Below are 15,523 nucleotides of genomic sequence, written 5' to 3' on the forward strand. Positions count from 1 at the left end.
CCATTGCTCAAAATTTTGATCGTCTTTCATCACTCCCAACCTTCCATCTGGCCCACGACCTTACTGCAGTGGTGTGACAACCGGGGTCACGGGACTCCTGAAACTTTTGGCCGGGCGTCTTCCCGAAAAGGAACGACGACTTCCGTTCGGAAATCGGGTAAGGAGCGAGAGCCACGTGTGACATCCGAGGTCCCGCGACATCGAGTGGTTTTTCTCTCCACGTTTCTGTACCATCCCCCTATGGCTCTTGACCCGCTCAATCCGCCGATCTGGCTGCGGAAGCTCCATGTGTCCGCGCAGCAGATCTCTCCAGACGATTACCCCCCCACCCCGGAAGAGGGGATTCTCTTGGCCTGCGAGCTCTCTGATGCCATGCTTCAATTTTCTGCCGCGTGCGCCGCGGCCCTCGGCTCTGGCCCTCTCCCGCCACGCGCTCCTTTCGAGAACCCCTTCCGCCAGAACGACCCGGCCCCCGGCACCCGGATGGAACAGCGAGACAACTGTGCCACCGACTGAGCAGGGTCCGCTCTCGGCTTACCTGCGAACAATCATCGAGGCGCTGCCGCAACCACCGCCGCTGTATTGCCTCGTTGGGGCATTGGCTGTGAACGCGTGGGGCCGAATTCGTGCGACGCAAGATATCGACCTGCTCGTGATGTCTCGCGAAAGGGACAAGACTGCCCTGATCCAATCTCTCGTATCTCAAGGGTTCGAGTCGGACACCACATGGATTGAGCGGAACCCCATGGCCAAAGACCGCGTGCTGCGCTTCGGCCATCGGGCCTATCCGGGCATTCCCCTCGATCTCCTTTTCTCGGCCGACGCTCAGGAGGAGTCGGCTCTGGCCCGCCGGCAAAGTCTCCGCCTCTTTGGCATGTCGCTCTGGGTGTGCAGCGCTGAAGATTTGATTGTGATGAAGCTGAAGGCAAGCCGCCCCCATGACTTCGAGGACGCACTGGGCATCATCAAAAATCCGCATCTCCAGCTCGATCTGACCTACCTTTGGGATTGGGCCGACCGCCTGGGCCTTCACGGAGAACTCACGTACGTCCTCCAAGCGGCCGAGCCTAGGTGATAAGCTCTCGGCTCCTCCGTTTCCTCCAACAAACCTGCCGAGATCTTCCGCTTCGCGTCTGCCTGGGTTGGCGCATGGTTGCCTCCTGGGTGCGGGCAGATTACGACTCGAGAATCTTTTTGGCTTCGGTTTCAACCACCCGGCGCAGTGATTCCGGCTGCACGACGCGCACGCCGCTCCCAAAGCTCAAGACCCACCCGACGAGCTCGCGGGAATCGGCGACCGCGAGCGTCATCCGCAGCCTTCCATCCTTCAATTGGGTGAGCTGCTGGCTGGGGTGCCAGACGCGATCACGCGCCCACGCGGCCGTCTCCTTCTTGAACAGCAGCTCCACGTCGACTCGTGGTCCCCGCATCACCGTCAACGCATCCTGCACATAGGCCTCGAGATCGAATCCCAGCGGCATCTGATAGGGATGGTCCGTGAGGGTGACCGACCGAATCCGCTCGACCGCGAACATGCGCACGTCGCGACGAAGGTGGCAGTAGGCCACGAGATAGAGGCCGCCGGAGGCATACCAGAGGCGGTACGGATCGACCTCCCGCCGGCTCAGCCGGCCGCGGGACGCCGAGAAATAGCGAAGCTGCACGGTCTTCGTCTGCGCAATCGCGTGCGTCAGACGATCGATGTTCTCCCGGTGCTGGCGATAGACCTTGTGCGGTCCGATCCCGACCGTCAGGACGCCCTGCAGTTGCTGCACGTAGTCATGCCCCGCGGCCGGCAGGACGGCTGCCGCCTTGTTCAGCGCGGAGTCCAGGGCAGCATGAATGTGCGTTCCCTCCAACGGCTTCAGCAGGTGACGGCCCAGGAGCAGCGCCATCAACTCGGTCGGTGAGAAGTTCAGGGCCGGGATCTTTCGGAATCCATCCATCAGCCGCCATCGCACGCGCCCGTCCACCCGTTCATTCACCAATGGGAAGCCTGCCATCTCCAGCGCGTCGAGATCTCGGCGGAGGGTCCGCGGGTGCCTGGGGTAATCGGGCGGCAGCGCTTGCATCAACTCATCGAGTGTCAGCCCACGAGCGGTTCCAAGGAGGTGGAGCACATGCCATTGGCGGGTCACCTGATCGTTGCGAGGCATGGGAAACCTCGGGATGAGGGCGGCAGAATAGCGGCTTTCACCTAGGCTGACAAGAGGGCCACTAGGGCCGATTGGACCGATCGGGACCCCGAAGCACGACTTGATAATCCTTCCCGCGCCGCGCATAGTAGCGGCGCAGGCTCGAAAGACCGCCCCGTCACACACGGCTCATTCCATGGCTCAATATGCGATTCTCACGGCTTTCGGTCGTGATCGGCCCGGCATCGTGGCGGGGCTGGCGGAAGGGCTCTACCAGCTCGGCTGCAATCTCGAAGACACCTCTATGACTAGGCTGCGGGGCGAATTTACGATGATGGTCACGGTCAGGCTGCCTGAAGGGCTCCGCGCCGAACAGGTGGAAGGCCGCTTGGCCCCCTTCATCGCCCCCTTGGGCTTGACCGTCGTCTGTCGGGATCTCCCGGCCGGGGCCGCCCGCCGCTCTCCTGAACCGGACCTTCCGCTGTTCATCCTGTCCGTCTACGGGGCCGATCATCCGGGGATCGTCGCGCGAGTGGCGCGCGTGGTGGCCGATCAAGGCGGGAACATTACCGACGTGAACACACGGGTCGTCGGGGCGGAGGACCGGCCGGTCTACATCATGATCCTGGAGATTCAGTTGGCGCCCGGTGTTTCTCCCGAGCCGCTGCAGGCCGCGCTCGAAGACTTGAAACCCGCGCTCGGCGTCGATCTCACGTTTCGCGCCCTCGAGCAGGTCAGACTGTAGAGGAGAGGTTGAGGTTGAGGCTAAGGTTGAGGTGAAGGCTGGAAGACAAGAAGAAGGTCTAGGTTCAGGTGAAGGCCAAAACGAAGATTGCCGAAGGAGCTTGGAGGTAGAGAAATGAGAACACAGCCGTCCGCCGTTTCTACTCATCCGAGTACCGCTCCCGACCGCCCCTCAACCTCAACCTTAGCCTCAACCTCTCTTCCAGCCTTAGCCTTTCTTGTGCCCTCAACCTAAACCTCAACCTCAACCTTCTTCCTGAGCCCCGTGTCCGTCCGCCCCATCCTGCTGTATCCCGATCCGCTGCTCAAACAGTGCGCCGCGCCGGTAGTCCCTGGTGATCCTGTGGTCGCCGCGGTGATCCAGGACATGCTCGACACTCTTCAGGCCTCTCCGGGCGTCGCGCTCGCGGCTCCACAAATCGGGTCCTTGCTCCAGATCATCGTCGTCGATGTCGCGCGCAAGAAAGGCGAGACCGGCCATGGCCTCGTCATCCTGCTGAATCCACGGATCATCGATCAGTCGGGACCGCGGATCATTCGCGAGGGATGTCTCAGCGTGCCGGACTACACCGGGAACGTCCTCCGCTATGAGGAAACCGTGGTCGAAGGGACGACGCCGGAGGGCCAACCCGCCACGCTCGTCACGCACGGATTCGAAGCGCTCGCGTTCCAGCACGAGGTGGATCACTTGAACGGTCGGCTCTTCCTCGATCGCATTCAGTCCCTCAGCACCGACCTGTTTCGAAGAAAACCAATCCGCTGATCCTTCCGTAGTGTACGAGCAGAGAGGTGTCATCATGGACCAGCTACGGACGTACCCCCTGCTGTCGGCCTTGCTCGAGCGGCGCAGCCGCCGGTTTGCGAAAGGGATGGCGCTCAAGAGCGGACCCCTGGCCTATCGGAGCACACAGCCGCCTCAGCCCTTGAGTCTCGAGGAAGAAGCGGCCTTGACCTTCGCCGCCTGCGGGATCACCGGCTATGCCTTGGCCGAGCTCCCCTATGCCACCGATCCGATCGACAAGGCGGGCGGCGGCAACATCATGATCCGCTTCATCGGCCGCACGGTCGCCAGCGGCCATGCGCTTCACTACGTCATCGTGTTCGTCATCAACGATGACGGCGTGTGGATGGTCAAGAGGCCGCAGGACTTCCCTTCATCCGAAATCCCCGGCCTCATCGAGGATGCCCGGGCTGGACGGTTCGTCGATCTGTACGAGCGCAGCCGCATCCGGATTGCGGATCGTCGCCTCGATGTCCCGCGGCGGGAGCCGTTCGTCCCCTCGTTCAACAAATGGTCGGCCAACGTACCCGGCACCACGTACTTTTTGCCGGTCAACGAGTTCAGCGCCGACTATATCAATGTCCTCCTCGCCGCCTTCAGCGAGGAGTTCGGGTACTTCATCGTCGATGAGCGCCGCGGCTTCCGACCGGCCGGGATCGGCGCATTCGCCCGCTCGCGCGGCGGCCATCTCTCCGACGATCCGCGAGACGGCCTGGTCGCGACGATCGGCTTCTTTGAAACCTGGCTGTACGAGTTCGCGGCGATCGAACAGGGCGGAATCCTCCAGAACCTGGGGCTCATGACTCAAGCGCTCGGGCTCGGCGGCTTTCCCCATTTCGCCGCCCACCCCTTTAGCTGGTTCACGGCGTTGGGCTTTCGCCTCGACCCGCTGCCCTTTTCCCGGACGATCGGGGCCGGCCCCTTGACCAAGGGGCTGTTGAAGCTCTTGGGGAAAGATGTCCCGGTCCCGACCGCGGTCGGCCTGGAACAGGCGGGATCGGTGTTGATCCGGCCGTATTGCCCGCCCTACTACCGGACGATGGAAGAGGCGGTGTTGTCGTTCGTGGAGTCCAAGTATGCGCCGGGCAGCGGCACCTTTCGCGACGGCGGGGTCGCCACGGGATGGAAAGATGGGTCAGCCATTCAAGCCGGCATTCCTCGCTATTCCGACCGAGCCATCGCGGCGACGATTGCTTATTGCGAGTACGTCTACCGTCGCTACGGGCGCTTTCCGGCCTACAGCGGTCCGTTTCGGACCATCCTCGCCTATCAAGCGCATCACCTCGATCCCGCGTTTTACGACCGGTACTATCGCCCCGGGGCCCTGAGCGAGACGCAACAGGAGCATGAGTGTCGGTGGCATGCAGGCCGGTAGGCAGGATGTTGAAAAAGGCCTCCAGCTTTGTTCTCGCGTCGCTCAGGACCTCAACGTACCGCAAAGGTACGCCTCGGGCCTTCGCTCGCTGCGGCCGCGCTGGATGGCCTTTTTGAACATCCTGAGTTTCCGGACTCCTTGTCTTTGAACAGGGCCGCCGGGCTGCCTTCTATAGTACCGGCCCGGCCAACTCATGTAAGCGGTGAGACGCGCACTCCACCGGCCTGCCTTGAGGCCGTTGCAACGGCCTCAGGGGTTTCGCTAAGGTAGCCGTGATGCGTCGACGCTCGCTCCGCCCGCTCGGCCTCTCTCTGCTTACGGGCCTCCTCTACCCCTTCTGCTTCCCCAACGTCGATCTTGGGGTCCTCGCCTGGGTGGTCCTCGTTCCACTCCATCTGGCGACGGCTGATCTTGCGCCTCGCCGCGCCTTCCGATTCGGATGGCTCGGGGGGTTCATGGCGTTCGCGGGCACGATGGCCTGGGTCGTGACGGCGATGCACCACTATGGAAAGATGCCGCTGGTGTGGAGCTATCTGGCGCTCGCCCTCCTCGCGGCGTACCTCGGGCTCTACCTCGCGGTCTACACGGCGGCCATTGCCTGGCTGCGCCGTACCCTTCCGAGCTCCGCCTTCGTGGCCGCCCCGTTCCTCTGGGTGGCGCTGGAGCTGATCCGGACGTATCTCTTTTCCGGCCTTCCCTGGGCGCTTCTCGGCTACTCGCAATACCAATGGTTGCCGGTCGCGCAGATCGCCGACGTCACCGGGGTCTACGGGGTCAGCTTTCTCGTCGTGCTGGTCAATGCCGCCATCGCCGAGCTCGTCCTCTGGGGGATGGCGCGACGGACCCGCGTCCTGTCGCTCCGGCATCCGCCGGCCCCGCTCCCCTGGCTGACTCCGGTGTTCGCCGTCGTCGCCCTGGCCACCGCCGTGGCGTACGGCGAGGTCCAGCTCGGTTCACTCTCCGGCACCGCCCCTCGCCTGGCGATCGGGCTCGTTCAGCCGAACATCGATCAGGCCCACAAGTGGGACGCCGCTTACCGCCGCGACACCTTGGACCGCTACCGGCGCTTGACCGGGCAAGCGGCCGATCAGGCCGACCTGATCATTTGGCCGGAAGCGGCGACGCCGTTCTTGTTCGAACAGGAGGTGCGCTATCGGGTCGAGATCGAGTCGTTGGTCCGGCAATACGGAAGCCCGCTGCTGTTCGGCAGCCCGGCCCTGCGCTATTACGCGGACGGCCGCCCCTATCTCTTGAACAGCGCGTATCTGTTCTCGCCGGACGGGCAGATTCTCGGGCGCTACGACAAGCGGCATCTCGTCCCGTTCGGAGAATACATTCCGCTCAGGCAGGTGCTCTTTTTTCTCGACAAGCTCGTCGAAGGGATCGGCGACTTCGAAGCCGGTACCGTGCCGACGGTCCTGGCGCTCCCTTCCTCGGAGCCGGGTTCGGCCCCGCCGGCCAAATTCGGCGTCGTCATCTGCTTCGAAGTCATCTTTCCCGATCTCGTCCGCGAGTTCGTGCGGGACGGCGCGGACTTCATGGTCACGATCACGAACGACGCCTGGTTCGGGGACTCCGCGGCCCCCTACCAGCATTTCGGGATGGTGGTGTTCCGGGCGATCGAGAATCACGTGGCGTTCGCACGGGCGGCGAACACCGGCGTGTCGGGCTTCATCGATCCGTATGGACGCATCCTTCAGGCCTCGCCCATCTTCACCGAGCAGGCGATGACGGGACGGATTCCGGCCAAGAATGCGCCGACCTTTTACAGCCGGCATGGTGATGTGTTTGCGTATGGCTGTGCTATAATCGGCGGACTTTTTCTCCTGGCCGCCTGGTGGCGAACCGGGGGCAGCGAGCCGCAGCCGCTCGTAGTTGGAGCCACGACGTAACCACGACGAAGGAAATCATGCTGGACGAATTGCGCGGACGAGTGACGACGATCGGTGAACAGGTCAGCGAGTTACGGAGGCATCTTTGACCTCCCCAAACTGACCTCGGATCTCGAGCATCTCGAGCAAGAGACCTCCCACCCGGACTTCTGGAAGGACCCGCACGCCGCCGCCCGCCTGAGCCGGAAAAAGGCCGCGATCGAGCGAAACATCCAACGCCTGGCCGACCTCGAGCGTGCCTACGGCGATCTGCGCGCCATGGTCGAGCTGGCGGAGGAGAGCGGGGACGCGGGGCTGGAACAGGAGTTGACCGGCGAGCTGGCCAAGGTCGAAGCCGCGGTCGAGCAGTGGCGGATCGAGCTGTTGCTCTCCGGCGAGCTGGACAACACCAACGCCATTCTTGCCATTCACCCGGGGGCCGGAGGAACGGAGTCTCAAGACTGGGCCCAAATGCTGCTCCGCATGTACGTGCGGTGGGCCGAGCGAAAAGGCTATAAGATCGACACACTCGACCTGCAGCCGGGCGATGAAGCGGGGATCAAGAGCGTGACCCTCGCCGTCAACGGACCCTACGCCTACGGCTATCTCAAGGCGGAAGCCGGCGTGCATCGCCTGGTCCGCATCTCGCCCTTCGACGCGAACAAGCGACGCCACACCTCATTCGCGTCGGTCTTCGTCTATCCCGAGTTGGAGGACGATGTGGAAGTGGCGGTCGACGAGAAGGACTTGAGGATCGACACGTTCCGATCCGGCGGCGCGGGCGGCCAGAACGTGAACAAGGTGGAAACCGCCATCCGCATCACCCACCTCCCGACCGGCATCGTCGTCCAATGCCAAAACGAGCGCTCGCAGCTCCAGAACCGGATGGGCGCGATGAAGATTTTGAAAGCCCGGCTCTATGAGCTGGAGCAGCAGAAGAAGGAAGCCGAGTTCAACGCGATCGTCGGCGAGAAAAAGGACATCGCGTGGGGCAGTCAGATCCGCTCGTACGTCTTTCAGCCGTATCAAATGGTGAAGGATCACCGCACGGGCGTCGAAGTGGGCCAGGTTGATGCAGTGATGAACGGGGACATCGACGAGTTCATCGAAGCATATTTGAAGAAGAAGCAGCTCGGAAAGGAAGCGGTCGACCAGAAACAGTCGGCTTCGAAAGACTAATGCCGAGGAACAGGAAGCCGCCCCTACCTCCCCTCACCCCTCCTTACAAAGGAGGGGAAAAATGTTGGTTCTTTCCTCGCAAAGGAGGGGAAAATGTCGGTTTCTTTCCTCCCCTTTGTAAGGGGCCGGTTTCTCTTGTAAGGGGCGGTTTCTCTTGTAAGCGTTTCTTGGTTTCTCTTGTAGAAGGTCGGTTTCTCTTTCCTCCCCTCTGGAAAGGGTCGGTCTCTCTTGTAAGGGGCGCTTTCTCTTGTAGGGGTTGGCCTCTCTTTCCTCCCCTTTGCAAGGGGAGGTAGGAGGGGTAGAGAGGGGTAGAGAGCTTCTTGCACCGCAAGGCCATGCCGCGAGCAAAACAAGGTGATCGGACGAATTTACCGCTGAAACGCCTGCTCCGGCGTGAGATGACGGAGCCAGAAAGGCGACTGTGGCTCAGACTCCGTGGCCGACAGCTCAACGCGTTAAAGTTTCGCCGGCAGCATGGGATTGGTCCTTATATCGTCGATTTTTATTGTCCGGAGAAGTTGCTCGTCGTTGAGATCGATGGCGAGAGCCATGCCGAGCAACCGCAGATGACCTCGGATGAAGAGAGAGATCGATATCTTCGATCGTTAGGTCTTGAAGTGGTTCGATACTCAAATCAGGACGTGATGACCAACTTGGATGGAGTTCTTGAAGATCTGCTCGGGAGATTGAGAACAGACCCTACCTCCCCTAGCCCCTCCTTACAAAGGAGGGGAATACTCCCACCGCCCCTTTGTAAAGGGGTTGGTATCTCTTGTAAGGGGTCGGTTTCTTGGTTTCTCGTGTAGGAGGGTTGGTTTCTCTTTCCTCCCCTTAGTAAGGGGAGGTGGGAGGGGTAGTATTCCCCGATCTCGCGACGAGATTCTGATGAGAGACGAGGTTCTGATTGGAAAGGTGACGCCACGATCATCCCCCTCCGTATAAGGGGGACCTAAAAATTATGGACGACCTGAACGACCAACGGATACAGCGACTCAAAAAACTCGACACGCTGCGCGCCATGGGCATCTCGCCGCACGGGACGCGCTTCGAGGTGAAGGATCGTGCCGGGGACCTGCTCCGCCTGCACGGCCACAAGTCGAAAGAGGTCCTCGAGCAAGAGAAGATTCCCTGTACGATCGCCGGCCGCATCGTCGGTCTCCGGCGCTTCGGCAAGGCCGCCTTCGCCGTCCTCCAGGACGGCTCGGACCGCCTGCAGGTGTACTTGAAGAAGGACCTGCTGGGCGAGCAGCAACACAAGCTGGCCGAGGAGTTGGACCTCGGCGACTGGATCGGCGTCACGGGCATCCTCTTTCGCACCAAGACGAACGAGTTCACGGTCGAGGCCCGTCAGCTCACGTTCCTCTCCAAGGCGCTTCGGCCCCTCCCGGAGAAATGGCACGGCCTGACGGACGTGGAAACGCGTTACCGGCAGCGCTACGTGGACCTCATCGCCAATCCCGAGGTCCATGAGATCTTCCGGACGCGGAGCCGCATCATCGCCGGCATCCGCCGCTACCTCACCGACAAAGGCTTCCTCGAGGTCGAAACGCCGATGATGCAGCCGATCCCCGGCGGGGCGACGGCCAGGCCCTTCACCACGCATCACAACGCGCTCGGGATCGACCTCTACTTGCGGATCGCGCCGGAGCTCTATCTGAAGCGGCTCATCGTCGGCGGCTTCCCCCGCGTGTTCGAGATCAACCGGAACTTTCGGAACGAGGGCATCTCGACGATCCACAACCCCGAGTTCACGATGCTCGAGTTCTATCAAGCATACGCGGACTACAACGACCTGATCGAGCTGACCGAGGACATGCTGACCCAACTGGCGCAGGAGGTCCTCGGCAAGACCACGTTCGAGTACCAAGGCCAGATGATCAGCTTCGAACGGCCGTGGCGCCGCTGGTCGTATTTTCAAGCCCTGCTCGAGGTGAACCGGCTGGACGCGGCGGTGCTCAAGGACCGCGACGCCGCGCTCGACGCCGCCAAGCGGCTCCGCATCGAGGTCGACCCCAAGGCCGGGCACGTTCAGATTCTCAATACGATCTTCGAAGAAACGGTCGAGCCGCAATTGGTGCAGCCGACCTTCATCACCGACTTCCCGACCGAGCTCTCTCCGCTCGCGCGCCGGAAGGATTCGGACCCGACGCTCACCGACCGCTTCGAGCTGTACATCGCCACCCGCGAGATCGCCAATGCCTTCTCCGAGCTGAACGACCCGCTCGATCAACGGCGGCGCTTCGAGGCCCAGGCGGCCCAGCGGGAGGCCGGCGACGAGGAGGCGCACTATCTCGACGAGGACTTCCTCCGCGCGCTGGAATACGGCATGCCGCCGACCGCCGGCGAAGGCATCGGCATCGACCGCCTGGTCATGCTCTTCACCAACCAAGCCTCCATCCGGGACGTGATCCTCTTCCCGCAGTTGCGCCCGGAAAAATAGTGGCGGTGCCGTACGAAATATTCGTCGGGCTCCGCTACCTGCGCGCCAAACGCCGCCATCGCACCATTTCGCTCAACACCTTCGTCTCGGTCGCGGGGATCACGCTCGGCGTGGCCGCCTTGATCGGCACGCTCGGGATCATGACCGGCTTCAAGGAAGACATCCAAGCCAAGATCCTCGGCACGACGTCGCACATCGTGGTCCAAGACCGCACGCGCGACGGCATGGCCGGCTATGAGGAGCTCGTCAAGCACGTGGAGACGGTGCCCCACGTCGTCGCGGCGACGCCGTTCGTGCTCCGGCAGGTGCTGCTCACCTCGTCATCGGCCGTGCAAGGGATCGTCCTGCGCGGCATCGATCCACAAAAGGAAGTCCGGGTGACGGAGCTCGGCAAGAACGTCAAACGCGGCAGTCTCGAGGATCTGGCCAACCCGGAGGGGATCGCGCCCGCCGACCGGCTCGACAGCCAGGGGGCCGAACCCGCGGCCGCGAAGCCGAAGGAGGGAGAGTCCGCCGTCGCCGGCACCCGCAAGCACCCGGGCATCGTGCTCGGCAAGGAATTGGCCCTACGGCTCGGCGCCTTCGTCGGCGACACCGTGAACGTGGTGTCCCCGGTCGGGCCGATCAGCGCGATGGGCATGACGCCGAAGATCCGCACCTTCACCGTCGTGGCCATCTTCGAATCCGGGATGTTCGAGTACGACTCGTCCTTGGCGTACATCAGCCTGGCCGAGGCGCAGAAGTTCTTCAACATGAACGAGACGGTGACGGGCATCGAGGTCAAGGTCGACGAGATCTTTCAGGCGGCCGACATTGCGCGGGACATCGAACGGGCCTTGGGCTTCCCCTTTTGGGCGCGCGATTGGATGCAGCTCAACCGCAATCTGTTCTCCGCGCTCAAGCTGGAGAAGACCATGATGTTCCTGCTGCTGGTGCTGATCACGCTGGTCGCGTCCTTCAACATCGTGAGCACGCTGACCATGATCGTCACGGAAAAGCAACGGGAGATCGCGATCCTCAAAGCGATGGGAGCGACGCGCAAGGCCATCATGCGGATCTTCATGCTCAACGGCCTCATCATCGGGCTCACCGGCACCGTCATCGGGATCCCGCTCGGCTACACCTTTCTCTGGCTGATTCAGAACTACTGGACGTTCGATCCGACGGTCTACTACATTTCACGGATCCCGGTGCACGTCCAGGCGATCGACGTGTTCCTGGTCGCCTTCTCGGCGATCCTGATCAGCTTCGCCGCGACGCTGTACCCGTCGTATCAAGCGGCCAAGTTGGACCCGGCCGCGGCATTGCGGTATGAGTAGATTCGTTAATCGTTATACGTTCAACGTTAAACGTGAATTCAAGACAGGGCTCCTTACCGAGTAACGAATAACGATTCACAAACCATGATCCACGTCATCAACCTGACCAAGTCCTTCAAGATGGAAGGCCTCGAGCTGACGGTCTTGAAGGGCATCAATCTGACGATCGCCCGCGGCGAGATGGTCGCGATCGTCGGGGCGTCGGGGGCGGGCAAGAGCACGCTGCTCCACATCCTCGGCACGCTCGATCGGCCGACGAGCGGAACCGTGCTCTTCGACGCGCAGGATCTTTTTCAGCTCTCGGATCAGAAGCAGGCGGACTTTCGAAACCGCCGGATCGGCTTCGTCTTTCAATTCCACCACCTGCTGCCGGAATTCACCGCAATCGAGAACGTCTGCCTGCCGGCGTACATTCAGAACCGGCCGGCCGTCGACGCCCGCAGCGAGGCGCTGGCGCTGCTCAAGGAAGTGGGGCTCGAGCACCGAATCAATCACAAGCCCGGTGAGCTCTCCGGTGGCGAGCAACAGCGCGTCGCCGTCGCCCGCGCCTTGATCCAGCATCCCGATCTCGTCCTCGCCGACGAGCCGACCGGGAACCTCGATACCCATACCGGCGAGGCCTTGTTCCAGCTCATGCGCTCGCTCAATCGGTCGCGCGGCATCTCGTTCGTGATCGTCACCCACAACGAGAAGCTCTCCGCGCAGGCCGATCGGATCGTCCGAATGGAAGACGGGATGATCGTGGAAGGCTAAGGCAGCGGGCGAAGGGAAGAAGCAAGAAAACGAGGATCAGACGAACCAGGTAGGCTCGGCATCAAGGGTCTGACGAGCCAACATTCCGCGCAGCGTTGAGCTAGACGTTCCCCGCCTTTGCCCACATCAGTTCGAGCGCGCGCGCCGCCGCGGCCGTGCGGGTTTCCACTCCCAGCTTGATGTAGATGCGCTCGAGATGCTTCTGGACGGTACGCGCACTGCACTCCAGGATGATGCCGATGTCGCCGTTTGATTTTCCCTGGGCGACCCACCTCAGGACTTCCATCTCACGCTTGGTGAGACCAAGGCTGTCCACGGACAGCACGACCGGGCTGAGGCGACCTTCCTCCAAGAGCAACAGCCGTTGCCCAGACTCTCGGACGTGGGAGACCACGAGCTGGCGCGAACCTTTTCGTATGGCGAGCGGAAGCGCTCCAGGCCGGATCCCATAGCCGACCGTGCTCGACCCCTTACTTCTCAACCAACTTTGAAGGCGGTCAGGGAGGGAGCTCTCCTCCGCGAGGGATCCACAATACTTCTTCAGCAACTGGCGCGCGTGCCGTGATGCCCAGCGGATCCGTCCGGTTTCATCTATGCCGATCACGGCGCGATCCAAGGACGAGGTAGGCTCACCACGGTCACCGGCATCCGACGTGGTCAATGCAAAACTCCAACAATCAACTTCGGCTCATGCTCGATTCTTGACGTATTCAACAAGCAAAAATCCTGCTCAGAAGTAAGCGCTCGATTTCACGAGCCGACACGATACCTTCGAGATTCGACCCTATAAAGATTTTCGACAGGTGGGAGGGGCTCTAGGGGCAAATGGATCTAGAGATACGGAACGATACGAACAAAATTGGACGGTTACGAAGCCCGCAGAATGTAAGAGTGCTGCGAGTCCTACTGTAAATTTTCCCGACACCTCTACCCTGCTTGCGCTCTTTTCCTACGCTCGTGAGGCTGTTTGTCGGCGTCCCCCTTGCTTGGCGCACACAAACGTGTGCCTGCAAGAGTCTCATGAAGGGGCCGTTACCCGGACAGAGGAGGCAGGGCTAGGCGTGTGTTGGGAGGGAAGCCCGCGGCTGGAGGGGCAAGCGGATCCGGAAGGTCGTCCCTCGGTCGACTTCACTGTCGACCGAGATCTCCCCTCCATGAATATCGACCACGTCTTTCACGATCTTCGTGCCGAGCCCCGTGCCTCCCGGTTTCCGGCTGATCGCTCGCGTCGTAAACAGGCTGTTGCGGATCTCCGGGGGCATCCCGCGACCGGTATCGGCAACACTCAAGAGCAGCCAATCGCGATCACCATCGAGCTCCCCGCGCACGGTGACCGATCCACCCGAGGGCACTTCGGGAATGGCATTGTTGATGAGGTTGTAAAAGGCGTTGAACAGACGCCGTTCGTCCCCGATCACCGTCGGAAGCGTCTCCAAACGCTCGCTCTGGAGGCTCACGCCCTTCTCCTGAGCCATGCACCGCAAGGTTTGCATCACGCTGGCCACGATCTCGTCGATCCGGCATGGCGCGAAATCCGGCGGCGCGATGAGGCCTTTCACGCAATCGGCGATTTCTTTGACCCGATCCTGGATCCTGTTGGCCGCCTGCTTCAACATATCGATCGTTTCATTGCACAGCTCGAAGCTCGACTGGACCTTGTCCGCCTCCTTCTCCTGCAGGCGCTGAAACAGCTCGGTGATTTCCTCGCGCAGCAGCCCGGCCCCCATCACCACCGGCATGAGCATGTTCTTGACGTCATGGCTGATATCGCCCAATAGCCGCACCACCTCGGCGACCTTCGCCTCTTCGAAGAGACGTGCTTCTTCGATGGCGATCGCCGAAAAGGCGGAAATCAACATCAAGATCGCGACGTCCTCGTCATCCAGATGGCCGTTGCGCTTGTTGAGCACCTCGAGGACCCCGATCGGTTCGCCCTCCCAGCGCTTCAACGGCAGCGCGATCATGTCACGGGTCGTATACTGCGTGAGGGCGTCGATCGTGGGGCAGTGACGCGTGTCGGTTTTGACGTCCGTGATGATGATCGGTTCCCGCGAGCGAAAGACCGATCCTGCGATTCCCTGCTCCCAAGGAATGGCGGTGCCCCGCGGAACGGGGCGTTCACCCACGGAATAGCGGAAGATGAGCTGCTTCGTGTCCGGCTCGGCCAGCAGGACGGAGCCGGCCGCGGCATCGACCACTTCCAATGCGGTCAACAACGCCCGCTCGACCAGCGCGTCGACGGTGACGTGTTGGAACAAACTTTCGCTGATGCGCCGGGCCGCATCAAGCTCTCGCTCCCGGCGCGCCAAGCGTTTCCGCAAACGATCGACCTCCTGGCTGGTCGTCGTCTCGGCAACCCTGTCCATCGTGCTCGACTCCTAGGTCCGGAAATCGTCCTTGTATCCCCCTTCCTTGACGGCCTTGGCCACGACCGCTTTCAGTTTTTCGGGCTCGATCGGCTTCACGAGATAATCGGAGATCCCCTGCTTGTAGAGGTCGCTGGCGCTTCGGACATCCGGTTGGCCGGTCAGAACGATGACGGGAACAGACGGGAATTGGGCGCGAAAGAATGCGATGGCTTCCTTGCCATTGACTTTCGGCATGTAGAGATCGCAGATGATGGCGTCGACCTTCAATGGATTATCACCGGAACGGATGGCCTTGATCGCCTGCTCCCCATCCTCCCCTTCGACCACGTCATAACCGGCCTTGGTAAGCGTGAGGCGAAGGGATTTTCTGACATCCGCTTCGTCATCGACAACGAGGACCCTTCCCAATCCCATGGTGACCTCCCTAGCTATGGTTGACGGACCGTACGGCGCTGACTTCGCGGTAGTTCGATCGGTGAATCGAGTGGAGTCGGACAGCGAGACGAGCAAGCCTAGAGCAAGGACGCCAGGGAGAGAGTCCCCAAGTACGTATGAGA

The 15,523-nt window shown here is 61.7% G+C and carries 14 protein-coding genes; 10 read left to right on the forward strand and 4 right to left on the reverse strand.

From position 1 onward, the window contains the following. Positions 1–502: 502 nt before the first annotated feature. A complete protein-coding gene (locus ACWHYV_RS15155; protein ID WP_447977335.1) occupies positions 503–1,075 on the forward strand; it encodes a hypothetical protein in 573 nt (190 codons plus the stop codon). A 100-nt stretch (positions 1,076–1,175) separates the two neighbouring features. On the opposite strand, the gene ACWHYV_RS15160 is transcribed toward ACWHYV_RS15155, so the two are convergent. Beyond that, positions 1,176–2,156 (reverse strand): helix-turn-helix transcriptional regulator, encoded by a 981-nt coding sequence (locus tag ACWHYV_RS15160; protein ID WP_447977336.1) that lies wholly within the window; start codon positions 2,154–2,156, stop codon positions 1,176–1,178. A 175-nt stretch (positions 2,157–2,331) separates the two neighbouring features. On the opposite strand from ACWHYV_RS15160, the gene ACWHYV_RS15165 reads away from it, so the two are divergent. From ACWHYV_RS15165 to ACWHYV_RS15205, 9 genes are all read left to right on the forward strand, one after another. Further along, the gene (locus ACWHYV_RS15165; RefSeq protein WP_447977337.1) at positions 2,332–2,880 is read left to right on the forward strand and encodes a glycine cleavage system protein R; all 549 of its coding nucleotides are present in this window, start codon (positions 2,332–2,334) and stop codon (positions 2,878–2,880) included. Between the two features lie 264 nt (positions 2,881–3,144). After that, positions 3,145–3,642: a peptide deformylase gene (gene def / locus ACWHYV_RS15170; RefSeq protein ID WP_447977338.1), complete on the forward strand. Its 498-nt coding sequence runs from the start codon at positions 3,145–3,147 to the stop codon at positions 3,640–3,642. 34 nt (positions 3,643–3,676) lie between these two features. Continuing rightward, complete coding sequence (locus tag ACWHYV_RS15175; protein ID WP_447977339.1) at positions 3,677–5,035, forward strand: hypothetical protein; 1,359 nt, start codon at positions 3,677–3,679, stop codon at positions 5,033–5,035. A gap of 275 nt (positions 5,036–5,310) precedes the next feature. Further along, positions 5,311–6,927, forward strand: coding sequence for an apolipoprotein N-acyltransferase (lnt, locus tag ACWHYV_RS15180; protein ID WP_447977340.1), 1,617 nt, complete (start codon positions 5,311–5,313; stop codon positions 6,925–6,927). A gap of 17 nt (positions 6,928–6,944) precedes the next feature. Continuing rightward, a protein-coding gene (gene prfB / locus ACWHYV_RS15185) for a peptide chain release factor 2 (protein WP_447977341.1) occupies positions 6,945–8,085 on the forward strand; the annotation gives its coding sequence in 2 pieces (ribosomal slippage) (positions 6,945–7,013 and positions 7,015–8,085; 1,140 coding nt in all). Between the two features lie 398 nt (positions 8,086–8,483). Beyond that, positions 8,484–8,891, forward strand: coding sequence for an endonuclease domain-containing protein (locus ACWHYV_RS15190; protein ID WP_447980732.1), 408 nt, complete (start codon positions 8,484–8,486; stop codon positions 8,889–8,891). A gap of 152 nt (positions 8,892–9,043) precedes the next feature. Continuing rightward, complete coding sequence (gene lysS, locus ACWHYV_RS15195; protein ID WP_447977342.1) at positions 9,044–10,525, forward strand: lysine--tRNA ligase; 1,482 nt, start codon at positions 9,044–9,046, stop codon at positions 10,523–10,525. A 5-nt stretch (positions 10,526–10,530) separates the two neighbouring features. After that, positions 10,531–11,844, forward strand: coding sequence for an FtsX-like permease family protein (locus ACWHYV_RS15200; RefSeq protein WP_447977343.1), 1,314 nt, complete (start codon positions 10,531–10,533; stop codon positions 11,842–11,844). 84 nt (positions 11,845–11,928) lie between these two features. Beyond that, entirely contained in the window at positions 11,929–12,597 is a 669-nt protein-coding gene (locus ACWHYV_RS15205; protein ID WP_447977344.1) for an ABC transporter ATP-binding protein, read from the forward strand. A 100-nt stretch (positions 12,598–12,697) separates the two neighbouring features. Here ACWHYV_RS15205 and ACWHYV_RS15210 read toward each other — a convergent pair whose 3' ends face one another. The 3 genes from ACWHYV_RS15210 to ACWHYV_RS15220 all read right to left on the reverse strand — a co-directional run bounded on the left by ACWHYV_RS15210 (position 12,698) and on the right by ACWHYV_RS15220 (position 15,380). Beyond that, the gene (locus tag ACWHYV_RS15210; RefSeq protein WP_447977345.1) at positions 12,698–13,201 is read right to left on the reverse strand and encodes a helix-turn-helix domain-containing protein; all 504 of its coding nucleotides are present in this window, start codon (positions 13,199–13,201) and stop codon (positions 12,698–12,700) included. A 451-nt stretch (positions 13,202–13,652) separates the two neighbouring features. Continuing rightward, positions 13,653–14,963 carry a GAF domain-containing sensor histidine kinase gene (locus ACWHYV_RS15215; RefSeq protein ID WP_447977346.1) on the reverse strand — a complete coding sequence of 437 codons (1,311 nt, stop codon included), beginning with the start codon at positions 14,961–14,963 and terminating at the stop codon, positions 13,653–13,655. Positions 14,964–14,975: 12 nt separating this feature from the next. After that, positions 14,976–15,380 (reverse strand): response regulator, encoded by a 405-nt coding sequence (locus tag ACWHYV_RS15220; RefSeq protein ID WP_447977347.1) that lies wholly within the window; start codon positions 15,378–15,380, stop codon positions 14,976–14,978. Positions 15,381–15,523: the final 143 nt, after the last annotated feature.

Source organism: Candidatus Nitrospira bockiana (assembly GCF_965152565.1).

What these genes read in the sequence shown, in the direction of transcription:
- ACWHYV_RS15160 (WP_447977336.1), bottom strand. Translation starts at nt 2,156, where the DNA reads ATGCCTCGCAACGATCAGGTGACCCGCCAATGGCATGTGCTCCACCTC.
- ACWHYV_RS15165 (WP_447977337.1), top strand. Translation starts at nt 2,332, where the DNA reads ATGGCTCAATATGCGATTCTCACGGCTTTCGGTCGTGATCGGCCCGGC.
- ACWHYV_RS15175 (WP_447977339.1), top strand. Translation starts at nt 3,677, where the DNA reads ATGGACCAGCTACGGACGTACCCCCTGCTGTCGGCCTTGCTCGAGCGG.
- lnt (WP_447977340.1), top strand. Translation starts at nt 5,311, where the DNA reads ATGCGTCGACGCTCGCTCCGCCCGCTCGGCCTCTCTCTGCTTACGGGC.
- ACWHYV_RS15190 (WP_447980732.1), top strand. Translation starts at nt 8,484, where the DNA reads ATGACGGAGCCAGAAAGGCGACTGTGGCTCAGACTCCGTGGCCGACAG.
- lysS (WP_447977342.1), top strand. Translation starts at nt 9,044, where the DNA reads ATGGACGACCTGAACGACCAACGGATACAGCGACTCAAAAAACTCGAC.
- ACWHYV_RS15205 (WP_447977344.1), top strand. Translation starts at nt 11,929, where the DNA reads ATGATCCACGTCATCAACCTGACCAAGTCCTTCAAGATGGAAGGCCTC.
- ACWHYV_RS15215 (WP_447977346.1), bottom strand. Translation starts at nt 14,963, where the DNA reads ATGGACAGGGTTGCCGAGACGACGACCAGCCAGGAGGTCGATCGTTTG.
- ACWHYV_RS15220 (WP_447977347.1), bottom strand. Translation starts at nt 15,380, where the DNA reads ATGGGATTGGGAAGGGTCCTCGTTGTCGATGACGAAGCGGATGTCAGA.